General features: G+C 67.1%; 8 protein-coding genes. 6 read left to right on the forward strand and 2 right to left on the reverse strand.

The window, feature by feature from the left end; genetic code table 11:
- Positions 1-41: 41 nt before the first annotated feature.
- A complete protein-coding gene (locus tag CSC94_RS20645) occupies positions 42-971 on the reverse strand; it encodes a glycosyltransferase family 2 protein (protein WP_099308272.1) in 930 nt (309 codons plus the stop codon).
- 131 nt (positions 972-1102) lie between these two features.
- Between CSC94_RS20645 and CSC94_RS20650 the strand changes: the two genes are divergently transcribed.
- Entirely contained in the window at positions 1103-2893 is a 1791-nt protein-coding gene (locus CSC94_RS20650; RefSeq protein ID WP_099308273.1) for an alpha/beta hydrolase family protein, read from the forward strand.
- Positions 2894-2920: 27 nt separating this feature from the next.
- Here CSC94_RS20650 and CSC94_RS20655 read toward each other — a convergent pair whose 3' ends face one another.
- Positions 2921-4117, reverse strand: a complete 1197-nt coding sequence (locus CSC94_RS20655) for a glycosyltransferase family 4 protein (protein ID WP_245408443.1) — start codon at positions 4115-4117, stop codon at positions 2921-2923.
- A gap of 192 nt (positions 4118-4309) precedes the next feature.
- Between CSC94_RS20655 and CSC94_RS20660 the strand changes: the two genes are divergently transcribed.
- From CSC94_RS20660 to CSC94_RS20680, 5 genes are all read left to right on the forward strand, one after another.
- Positions 4310-5560, forward strand: a complete 1251-nt coding sequence (locus CSC94_RS20660; protein ID WP_165784539.1) for a glycosyltransferase — start codon at positions 4310-4312, stop codon at positions 5558-5560.
- Entirely contained in the window at positions 5557-6921 is a 1365-nt protein-coding gene (locus CSC94_RS20665; protein WP_099308275.1) for a glycoside hydrolase family 5 protein, read from the forward strand. Before CSC94_RS20660 ends, CSC94_RS20665 begins: the two co-directional genes overlap by 4 nt.
- Before the next feature lie 137 nt (positions 6922-7058).
- Positions 7059-8366: an O-antigen ligase family protein gene (locus CSC94_RS20670; protein ID WP_099308276.1), complete on the forward strand. Its 1308-nt coding sequence runs from the start codon at positions 7059-7061 to the stop codon at positions 8364-8366.
- An 86-nt stretch (positions 8367-8452) separates the two neighbouring features.
- Positions 8453-10120, forward strand: coding sequence for a GumC family protein (locus CSC94_RS20675; protein ID WP_099308277.1), 1668 nt, complete (start codon positions 8453-8455; stop codon positions 10118-10120).
- A 286-nt stretch (positions 10121-10406) separates the two neighbouring features.
- Positions 10407-11780, forward strand: a complete 1374-nt coding sequence (locus CSC94_RS20680) for a UDP-glucose dehydrogenase family protein (protein WP_099308278.1) — start codon at positions 10407-10409, stop codon at positions 11778-11780.
- The last annotated feature ends 56 nt before the right edge of the window (positions 11781-11836 follow it).

The raw sequence follows: 11836 nt of genomic DNA on the forward strand, positions 1-11836 counted from the left end.
TTGAAATCAAGGTCGCCGCGACGCCGCCGTGCATTTGCCCGTCAGGACGAAACATAGAGCTCGGCCAGCGGCAGTCCGAAGACGGCGCGGATCTTGCCGAAATTGAGCGCCAGCTTCTGGCGCATGCGAAACGACCGCCCCCGGTTGACCGGCCACAGCAGGATCGCCAAGACGCCGGCCGTCAGGCACTTGGCGGTAACGCCGCTGCCATAGGCCAGCCGCGCCGCCAGACCTGGCTGCTCGCCGAGCCGTGTCAGCCCGAAGGACTGGCCGGCCCGAACCGCCCGTCGCAGGATGTAGGACGGCGCGAGGCGTTCCGGCGGAACGGGTTCGTGCACGATGGCGTCATCCGTCGCCACGATGACCGCACCCTGCGCCGCGGCGCGCGAAAAGAGATCGGTATCCTCGCCGCCTGTCCGGCCCAGCGCCGGATCGAATCGCAGGCCATGCGTTTCGGTCACGCGACGGCGCATGAGCGTGTTGCCGCCGCGCCCGGTGAAGAGCCGTTTGCCGCGATGGCCCCAGTGGTTGTAATGCGGCCGGGCGGCGACCATCCAGTCCGGCGCACTGTCCGGATAGGTTGGCAGCACCGGGCCGATGACGACATCCGCGTTGAAGTCCGCCGCGCAGGCCATCATGCGGACGAGCCATTCCGGCTCCACGTGCTCGTCGTCATCGATCCAGGCGATCCAGTCGCCTGTCGCGGCATCGAGCAGCGCATTGCGCGCCGTGGCAATATTGCCGGAGGCGACCGGGAGGCACCGCACCGGCCAGCGGGGATCCCGGCGGGATTCGACCAGCCGCCGCGCCGCGCCATCCCTGGAATCGTCGGCCACGAGCACCGTCACCCGCGTGTCGTCCGGGCAATGGATCCGGTCCAGCGAGTCCAGGGCCGCCAGCAGCGAAGGCCGGCCGATGCTCGCGATCGCGATGGTGATGTCGCTGAAGGGCATGGAAGCCGGGGAGGTCATGGGCGCTCGGATATCTCTTCTGCTGTGTCTTTGTTTACCCTAGCGCATCATCTTTGATGGATGCTTAAGGGATCGGTGATGTGACTGCGATACACGGGCAGGTGACAGACCTGTGACCGGAGAACGTCCCGATGCAGCACGAACGCCCCGTTGTCAGACCCGCCGGTGGCCCGTCCGTGGACCAGCCCGGCCTGGCCGAACCGGTTGCCTTCGACAGCATCGCCGGCTGGTTTCACCCTGCCTGCGGGAAGACCGCCGTGCTTCTCGCCAGTCCATGGGGCTACGAGGAACTCTGTTCGCGCAAGTCCTTCCGGCTGCTTGGCGAGAAACTGGCCGCGGCCGGCATTTCCTGCCTCCGGTTCGACTATCCCGGAAGCGGCCACTCGCTGGGTGACGCCGCCGCGATCGCGGACGATCACGCCTGGCGCAAGGCCACACGCCGCGCGCTGGCCGAACTGCGGGCGCTCTGCAGGCCGGATCGCGTGATCCTGGCAGGGCAGGGGATCGGCGCGGCCTTCGCCGCCGACCTGGCCGGCGAGAGCGGCGTGGATGGCCTCATCCTCATGGCGCCGGTGACGAAGGGGCGCTCCTACCTGCGTGAACTGGCCGCCTGGACGGCGATGACCCGCCCGACGTTCCGCGTCGAGACGACTGACGGGCCGCAAGGCGGTCTGATGGCAGGCGGTTTCTGCCTGTCGGCGGCAACGGTCGGCGAATGGCGCGGGCTGACCCTGGATGGCAGCGGACCGGAAGGCCCGGTCCGCACGCTGCTGGTTGCGCGGCCCGATCATCCGGGCGACGCCGCGATCGCCGAAGCTTTTGCAGCGGCCGGGCATCCGGCCGACCGCCTGACCTTCGAAGGCTACGCCGACTACACGAAGGATCCGACGCTTTCGGTCGTACCGGAAAAGACGTTGAATGCCATCGTCACCTGGTGCGGCGATCATTTCCCCTCCTCCATCACCATGCCGGCCGTGCGCCCTGTGCCCGAAGGCCGGGCCATCAACAGGTCGACGGATTTCACCGAGGAACTGCTGCGCTTCGGCGATGGCCGCATGTTCTTCGGCGTGCTGGCGCAGCCGCGCGGACCGGCCTCGCGCACCGCCGTGGTCTTCCTCAATTCCGGTTACGACCACGCCATCGGCTGGGGGCGCATGACGACCGGCTTCGCGCGGGCGTTGGCCGGCGATGGCTATGTTTCGCTGCGCTACGACGGTGCCGGCATCGGCGAGAGCCGCTACTGGCCGGGCCAGCAGGGACAGGTTCTCTACGGCGCCCGCCAGGCCGACGATGTCCGGGCGGCGCTGGACCGCCTCTTTGCCAGCGCGGAGGTCGACCGTGCCGTGCTGTTCGGCCGTTGCAGCGGGGCCTATCTCGCCCTTCTGGCCGCGGCATCCGACGACCGGGTGGGCGGGGCGGTCCTGGTCAATCCGCGCCGGCTCGTCTGGAACCCCGCCGAGGATGTCGAGACCGCGATCCGAGAACCCTTGCAGACGCTGGCAACCTACCGCCGCAAGATGACCGATGCGAAGATGATCAAGCGGGTTCTGTCCGGCGAAGTGTCTCCGGCGGTGGCCGCGCGCAAGCTTTTTCGCGCCGTTCACAAGGTTGCCGACCGCAAGTTCGCCCCGGTGCTGCGCGGCCTCTCCGGCCACTACCGGCTCACCAGGGTCGCCGACACCCGCCTGAAGGCGCTGGAGAAGCGCGGTGCCCCGGTGCAGTTCCTCTACAGCGCGGGCGATCCCGGCCTGCCCGACCTCGCAGCCCGCTTCGGCGACGATTACAGGGGCCTGTCGCGCTATTCCAATGTCGAACTGGCATTCATCGAGGACGCCGACCACAACGTCACGCCGCTGCCGGCCCGTGCCGAGGTCTATGCCGTTCTTCGCCGACTGCTGATCCGCGCCACGGCGGGCAGATAGCGCAACAGGCGTGGAAGGCCCGAAGGCTCAGGCCGGGCGCTGACCCAGCACGTCGGCATAGACGGCATCGTATTCGCGCTTGACGTACTTCCAGGAAAACCGCTCGACACTGGACGCGGCGTTCCGGCGCCGGTCGGCGAGGTCACCGGCGACCGGCGCGGCAAGCGCCGTCAGCGCATCGGCGACGGCGGCTGGCGATCCGAAGTCGCACAGCGTGATGCCGGGAACATCGCCGGCGAGCGCCGTGAAGGCATCGTTCCGGTGAACGACCGGCAGAAGGCCCGCGCTCATGGCTTCGATCAGCGCCAGGCCGAATCCTTCGTAATGGGAGGCACTGACGAAATAGGTCGCCTGTGCCATCACCGCGGCCACGTCCGTTTCCGGCAGGCCGACATGCAGCGTGACGTGCTTCGCGAGACCCTTGTCCGCGATCATGCCTTCCAGGTCTGCAGCGGACAGGTCGGAGGGGACGCCGACGATGTCGAGATGCCACGCGGGATCCCGTGCGACGAGTGCGGCGACGGCGCCGATCAGCAGGTCGAGGCGCTTGTTGGACGAAAACCGCCCGAGCGTGACCATGCGCCGCGTCGGCCGCGCCGCACTGCATCCGGCGAATTTCTGCGTGTCGACCCCGTTCAGGATCAGTTGTGTGCGGCCCGGCGCGATCTGGTCGAAGAGCGCCTTGTCGGACTCGCTGCAGCAGATGACCCGGTCGTAGAACCGCGTCGAGAGACGGGTCAGCGTCCGGAACCAGACCTTTTTCAGCGCCGCAAACCGGTTCGTGTGGAAGAATCCGCCATGGGTGGTCGCGACGATGGGCTTGCCATGGAAGGGCCGCGTCAGCGCCAGCGCGTCGAAGGCGTAATCGACCGCGTGAACATGAACCAGGTCGGCATCGGCAATCGCGCCGTGCAGGCCCTTGAGCACGGGGTAGCGGGTGGAGCCGGAAAACGGCAGGCGCGTGACCTCGATCCCGTTGACGACCTCGTGCTCGGGCAGGGGTGTTTCAAGGTCGCGGAAATTGCGGTTGCAGGTCACGACACGGACCTTGATCCCGCCCTTCTGCTGCAGGCCGGCCAGCCTGGCGACGAATTCCTCCAGCCCGCCGATGGCCGGGGCGTACTGGCGAACCACGTGGACGACGGACAGATCGGACGGGAGAAGGCGCTGCGCGGAAAACGGAATGGCATTCGGTGCCAGGTTGGAAATCGAATGGTGCATCATCACGGGTGCCGGAACAAAAGATAAGCAATTGCCGCAACACTGCCACGAACGCGTAAACAAAACCCCCAAGCCAAATGATCGATAATTTCTAAAATGCGATCCTTTGAAAGATAGTCCGCCTTAACGAAGCTTTGCTAGGTCTCGACAAGCAAAACAGGCAACGGGGACCGTGACGACGGGATGCTGGCTGAAATGACTGATATCGTGGCGCGTCTGGCCGAAGGGGACGATTTGGTCGGGACCGGCCCGGCATCCGCCGAACGGCCGCGGCGGCCGCTGGTCCTGCACCTGAGTGCCGATTACCCCGACCCGTACCGCACGCCCACGACGACGGCGGTCGAGCGCCTCGTGGCCGGCGCTACTGAGGCCCGCCACGTGGTCGTCTCGCTGTTTCGCACGACGAACCCGCTCGGTACCTATTTCCGCGATTGCGGCGAAACCGGCGGCGTCCGCCTCTTCGCCTGCTGCTATTTCGGCCCGCCGGGCGGCATAGGCCTGGCGGCCGTCATGCGCCACACGGCGCGCCGGATCGCCAGGGTCCTTGCCGACAACGGCCTCGAACCGGATGTTGTCCACGCCCACAAGTTCGCGTTCGAAGGCATTGCCGCGCTGTGGCTGGTCGAGAAATGCTTTCCCGGCGCGGCGTTGTTCGTCTCGGTGCGCGGCGAGGCGGAAAGCAAGGTCTTCCGCTACAAGCCCGGCTACATGCCGCTGCTGCGCCGCATCGCCGGCCGGGCGAAACGGGTCTACTACGTCTCCGCCTGGTTCCGCCCGCTGATGGAAGGGCGGCTCGGCATCGACCCGGAAAAACAGGCCCTGTTGCCGAATATCGTCGGCAATACCCGCATGCATATTTCGCCGCTTGACCCGGAGCCGCGCTTCGTCTGCGTGCTCAATTTCGATATCCGCAAGCGCAAGGGGCTGGAACACCTGCTGGCAGCGCTCGCCCGGGTGCGTGCCCGCCATCCGCAGATCGGCCTCGACCTGATCGGCGGCGGGTCGGCTGAAAGCGTCACCGCGGTCAAGGAGATGATCCGGCAACAGGGGCTGGACGACGCCGTCCGCCTGCTCGGCCGGCTCGACAATGCCGCGGTGACCGAAGCACTGCCGCGCTATCTCGGCCTGGCCCTGCCGAGCTTCAACGAGACCTTCGGCATGGTCTACCTCGAGGCGCTCTTCGCGGGCATTCCCATTCTCTACGGGCGCGGCACCGGTATCGACGGCTATCTCGATGGCCTCGACGTCGGGGCGGCCGCCGAGCCAGGCAATGTTCCCGAAATCGCGGCGGCGCTGGAGTATATTCTCGACCGGAACGCCGACCTGCGCCGCACGATTGCCGCCGCGGCCGGCGAGATGCACGACCGCTTCGACCGGAATGCCATCCTCGCGCGCTACAACGCGGATATCATGGCGGTTTCCCGCCAGGCCGGGACCTTGCCTTGAAGGCCTCCGCGCTCCTCGGTCGTCTGGCAGCCGCGACGGTGGCGGTCATCGGTCTCGGCGTGATCGCCTTTGCTTTCGTGGCGCCGTCGAGGCCGCCTCCGGCATGGGATGGAAGCCGGGAGGCGGCAGGGGATCCGGCGGCTGTGGCCGCCCCGGCGGACCGCCAGGCCTTGCCCTCGGCCAAGGTTGCGGCCGTGGACCTGCCGGTCCTGCGCCGCGGCGTCAACCTGTCCCGCGCGATGGGCTATGCGCGACGCGACAAGACCCGGCCGCAGGGCTATGCCTGGCCGCCGTTTCCGCCCCTGGGGGAACAGCTCGGCAGCAAGGAAATGGCCGCCCTTGGCGCGATGGGCATCGATTTCGTGCGCCTGGTGGTGGACGCCGGGCCCTTCCTGGCCGAGGACGGCACGAACCGGCAGGAACTGCTGGGCCTCCTGCGGCGCTGGGTCGAATACCTGCAGAAAGGCGGCCTTGCCGTCCTTGTCGACATGCACCCGGCCACCTATGCGTCGGCCTGGACCCCCAACGACATCCTTGCCGATCCGCAGGGCGGGAAATTCGGACGCTACGCCGGCCTGCTGCAGGAGGTCGCGGCCGGGCTGGCCGGCCTTCCGGCGGACAAGGTCGCCCTGGAACTCATGAACGAACCGCAGGGGCCATGCGAGCGCGAAGCCGGCGAGGACTGGACCGTGTCCCAGAAGCGCCTGTTCCGGGCCGCGCGGGATGCGGCGCCATCGCTGCCCCTCGTCGTCACCGGCCCGTGCTGGGCCTCGCCTGATGGCCTGATGCGGCTGGATGCGGCCGATTTCGACGCCGCGACGCTCTATGACGTCCATTTCTACGAGCCCTATTATTTCACCCACCAGTCCATCGCCTGGGCCTCGCCGCCGGGCCGCTATCTCGCCGGGCTGACCTGGCCCGCAGCGAAGGGAAGCTATGAGAAAACCATGGCGGCGACCCGGGCCTACCTCGAAAAGGCGCGCGCCGACGGCACGCCGCACCCTGACGACGCCCTGGCGAGGGCCGGGGACGAAGCCGCGTCCTACTACCGGCGGCAACAGCCCGGCCCGGACACGATCGCCGCGCGGTTCGATGCCATGGCCGCCTGGGCCGACAGGAATGGCCTGGACCGCGGCCGCGTCGTTGTCGGCGAGTTCTCGGCCATCCGCTGGCCGGGTTCGGTGGCCGACGACGGCAGCCGCCTGCGCTGGATCGAGGCCGTCCGGACGGCCGCCGAAACCCGCGGCTTCGGCTGGGCGCTTTGGGATTACAACACCGGGTTCGGCCTGCTCGCCTCGACCGATCCGCGCACCGTCGATCCATCGACGGCCAGGGCGCTCGGCCTTCGCATGGGCCCGTGACCGCAGCGCCGCTTTGCAAAAAAACGCCGGCTGACGCAGATTGAGACAGATGATTCGCCTGTCCGCGCGGCGCGTTTCCTGCCGGCGGGCCGGTTGCGGGTCATCGCCCGGGCAGATCATTCTCACGGCAGAGGCCCATGGCCCAGGTGCAGACCTTCGCGACCGGCAGTCTGGCGGACAGGGATTTCGGCCCCGTCGCCCGCAAGGTGCTGTACTGGATCCCCTCGGTCATCCTCGCCTATTCCATTCTTGTCTCGCCGCTCTTCACCAAGCTGTTTTCCGGCGGGCCGGCAGCCGATCTCAACGAAGCCGCGGCCCAGTCCAATCCCTGGAACCAGCTGTTCTGGATCACCCTGCTGTTTGCCGCGATCGCGGCCAGCTGGAAGAAACTGTTGAATCTCAAGTGGCTGGTGTCCGATCCGGTCATCGTCCTGATCTTCTGCTATCTCGCCTTTGCCGCGATCAGCGTCACCTGGTCGCCCGTGCCGGGCATTGCCTTCCGCCGCTTCGCATTGCAGGTCATCGTGGTGCTGGCGCTGTCCATACCGGTCATCCTGACCAGCGACCGGGCCGCGCTGCTCGGCCGTGTCAACGCCGTCATGGCGGTCACCGTGGCTTTGAACTTCGTCGTGGTGCTCACCACGCCGCCGGGGCCGATCGGTCACGAGGGCATTTACGAACAGAAGAACACGCTTGGCGCCGCCATGGCGTTCTGCTGGCTGTTCCTGCTCTACGCCGCGGCAATCGGCCGGGGCGGGCGGCGCTGGCTGTTCCTGTTCCTGGCGGTGGCGGCCCTGTTCTGCCTCGTCAAGAGCGAATCGAAGACATCGCTCGGCCTCGCCATCCTGCTCCCGGTGCTGACATGGGGCGCCATCGTCGTCACCCGGCCGCTCGCCATGAACACGGCGCTGCTCGTTCTCGCCGCGCTTGTTCTGGCGCTCGTCGGCTGGTTCTACGTCTCGGCACTGACGGGCTTCGATTTCGCCGACCTGTCGATGATCCTCTTCAATGACACGACCTTCACCGGCCGCACGGTGATCTGGCAGTTCGTCGTCGACGTCATCTCGCGAAGTCCCGTGATCGGCCAGGGCTATGCGTCGTTCTGGGGGATCGGAGCCGGGTCCATCGTCGAACGCGAGGCGCCGGGGTTCGTCGCCGGCCTCCTGCAGGCCCACAACGGTTACCTGGACACGCTGATCGAGACCGGCGCGATCGGCCTCTCCATCCTGCTGGCGATCATCGTCGCCGCGCTTTTTTCCGCCGCCCGCTTCGTGCGCGAGCGCCCCGCGCTCAGCTGGCTGTCGATGACGCTGGTCCTGACCGTCGTGTCGCACAACATGCTCGAAAGCAGCTGGTTTCGCGGCTACTCGCTGATCTGGATGCTTTTTGTCTTCGCTGCCGTGCTGCCCCGGGCAGGGCAGGGCGAAAGGTTAACAAAGCGGTAACCCAATTTAGCGGAAGGTGGTTTCGTCCGGACCTGATTCGAGAGGCCTACTCCGTGCGCGCAGACGCCGAACCCCAAGCTGCAGCCATGCAATTCGACATCTGGAGGATCGTCCTGATCCTGCGGTCGCGGTTGTGGCTGGTGGCCCTCTGCGCGATCGTGTTCGCCGGCCTGACGGCCGCCTTCACCATGTCGGTTTCGCCGGTCTACCGGTCCACCGCGCGCGTACTCATCGAGCCGGCCATGCGCCAGCCTTTCGACAATTCCAAGACCCAGTCGCGCGGCGGCGACGATCCCGCGGCCATCGACAGCCGCGCCGCGATGATCGCATCCGACGCGGTGCTCCGCCCCGTCGTCCAGCGCTTCAAGCTCGTCGATGATCCGGAGTTCGGCGCCGGAGGCAAACCGGGCCTGCTGTCGCGGGTCATGTCGATTGTCCGCGGCAGCAGCCATGGCGGCGCGGCAACACCCGAAGACCTCGAGAACAAGGCGGTCAATGCCTTCTCAAAGGCGGTCAAGGTCAACCGCGAGGGACTGACCTACATCATCTCGATCTCCGTCGATTCCGAAAACCCGGACAAGGCGGCGAGCCTGGCCCAGGCGGTCGCGGAAAGCTTTCTCACCGATGCCAAGCGCCACCGCGACCTGGTGTCCGCCGGCGTGACCGACGAGATCGAGAAGCGGGTGGCTGGCCTCCGCGAGCGGCTGACGAAGGCGGAAATGGCCGTCCAGCAGTTCAAGGCCGAAAACCGCCTGCAGAGTGCCGGGCAACAGGGCCTTCTGGTCAACCAGGAACTGGCGGAAATCAACACCCAGCTGACCGCGGCCCGCGCCGCCCTGGCCGAGAAAAAGGCCTATTACGACGCGTTGCAGGCGTTTTCGCGTGGCGTGAACACCGAGACGACGCTGAACGTCGTCACCCAGTCGCCCCGCCTGGCCCAGTTGCAGGAGCAATACCTGCAGGCCTCCCGCGAGGAAGCCCGCCTTGCCGCCGAGCTCCTGCCGCGCCACCCGCGCCTCGTCCGTTCCCGCTCGGAGGTCGCGCGCCTCCGGGGGCTGTTGAACCAGGAAGGCACGAACGCGCTGGAGGGCGCCAAGGTGGACCTGCAGGCCGCGCGCGAGCGGGTGGCCAACCTGGAATCGGCGGTCAACAGTTCTCGCTCCCAGACTGATCTCGGCGATGCGGCCTCCGTGCGCCTGCGCGAACTGGAGACGGAAGCCCAGACGACCCGGACGCTCTACGAGAACATCCTCGGCCGTGCCAAGGAAATCGCGGAACTCGACCAGGTCGTCGTGCCCGATGCCCGCATCATCTCGCCTGCCGTGGCGGCCGACAGCCCGATCTGGCCGAAGAAGAAGCTCCTTGTCGCCCTGGCCCTGGTGCTGGGTACCGGTGTCGGCCTCTTCCTGGCCGTGGGAGGGGAGATCGCCCGGATGCTGATCGAGCACCTGCGCAGGCAGCATGAGGACGCCGCCCGTTCCGACGCGGTGCGGCCGGCCGAAGATGACCGCTCCGATGAGGGGGGCGAACCCGGCATCGACGATGCCTACTATGCCGCCGCCGCCCGCCACCTGGGTCCCAGGGAGCGGGCCCTGAGCGATTTCGATGACGTGCTGGAGGCCCATGCCGCGCTGGCCCGCGATGAACTCCTGGCCTTCCGCGACAGCATCCGCCAGCAATCGGAAACACGGCGCGGCTCCAGCCTGCTGCGGCGTGGCAATGGTGGATCGCTCCTCGATATCGGGTCCGACTGAAGCGCGGGCGCGACGGGCCGCCGGAGTAAATTAGAAAAGCTCAAATTAACCAGTTTCGTTGCCAAGAATGGTAAGCAATCCCGTGGCATGGTCCGGATAAGAATGCCGGACCTGGCAAGGATCCTGGCGCCGTTTCTGCGGCCGGCTTCCATGTCCATGGGAGCAGCGGCGAGGACCGGCGGCCAAGCTCCGCGCGGATGCGTGAACCACTGCGTCTTTCTCGCCAGGCAACGAACCGGCACGGAAAAGAAACTGGTTGCAATAGCGTGTCCGGGAAGGCGGTTTCATGAAGATCACGGTCATTGGTGCCGGTTATGTCGGTCTGGTTTCGGCGGCCTGCTTCGCCGATATCGGTCACAGCGTCATCTGCGTCGAACGCGATCGCGCGCGGCTCGACATGCTGGAGAAGGGCGAAATCCCGATCTACGAACCGGGCCTGGCCGGCATCGTCAGCGCCAATGCGGCCGCCGGGCGCCTGCGTTTCACCAGCGTCATGGCGGAAGCCGTCGCGCAGTCCGACATCGTGTTGATCGCGGTCGGGACGCCGTCGCGGCCGGGCGACGGCCTGGCCGATATTTCGCAGGTCTATGCCGCGGCCAACGAGATCGCGCCGGCCCTGACCGGCTTCACGGTCGTCGTGACGAAGTCGACCGTTCCGGTCGGAACCGGCGACGAGATCGACCGGATCATCGCCCGGGTCAACCCGGAGGCCGATGTCGCGGTCGTCTCGAACCCCGAATTCCTCCGCGAAGGCTCGGCCATCAAGGACTTCATGCAGCCCGACCGCATCGTGGTCGGAACGGAAAGCGCCCGCGCCAGCCAGGTCATGCAGGATGCCTACGCGCCGCTGGGAACTGCGGCCGAACGCGTCGTGATGACCGGTCGCCGCACGGCCGAGCTGACCAAGTACGCCGCCAATTCCTTCCTCGCCATGAAAGTGACCTTCATCAACGAGATCGCCGACCTGTGCGAGCGCGTTGGCGCCGACGTCACGGACGTGGCGCGCGGCATGGGGCTGGACGCCCGCATCGGCCGGCAGTTCCTCAATGCCGGTCCGGGCGTCGGCGGATCCTGCTTCCCGAAGGACACGCTGGCCCTGGTCAAGACGGCGCAGGATGCCGACAGCCCGGTCCGCCTGGTCGAGACGACCGTGTCGGTCAACGACCAGCGCAAGCGGGCCATGGCCAAGAAGGTGATCCGGTCGGTCGGCGGCTCGGTTCGTGGCAAGACGATCGCGATCCTCGGCCTGACCTTCAAGCCGAACACCGACGACGTCCGCGAATCCCCGGCGCTGCCGATCATCACCGCCCTGCAGGACGCCGGCGCGCGCATCCGCGCCTTCGACCCGGAAGGCCGCAGGCAGGCCGAACAGATCCTGTCGAACGTCGCGTTTGGCGATGATGCCTACGCCGCGGCCAGCGGTGCCGACGCCCTGGTCATCGTCACCGAATGGGCCGTGTTCAAGGACCTCGAACTGAAGAAACTGAAGAAGGCGATGGCTGGCAAGGTCATCGTCGATCTCAGGAACCTCCTCGACGGCGCTGCGGTTCGCGCCGCCGGCTTCCGCTACACGGGGATCGGTCACGCAACCGATGGAAGCGACGGATTGCTCCTGCTCCAGCAGGCTTCGGCCGGGGAGATCACGTCGCTGGCGTCCTGACCGCGCAAAGAGGAGGTACGAACCATGCCCAGGATCGACGATTGCCCCGCCATCTA

Source organism: Zhengella mangrovi (genome assembly GCF_002727065.1).
Taxonomy (GTDB): Bacteria; Pseudomonadota; Alphaproteobacteria; order Rhizobiales; family Rhizobiaceae; genus Zhengella; species Zhengella mangrovi.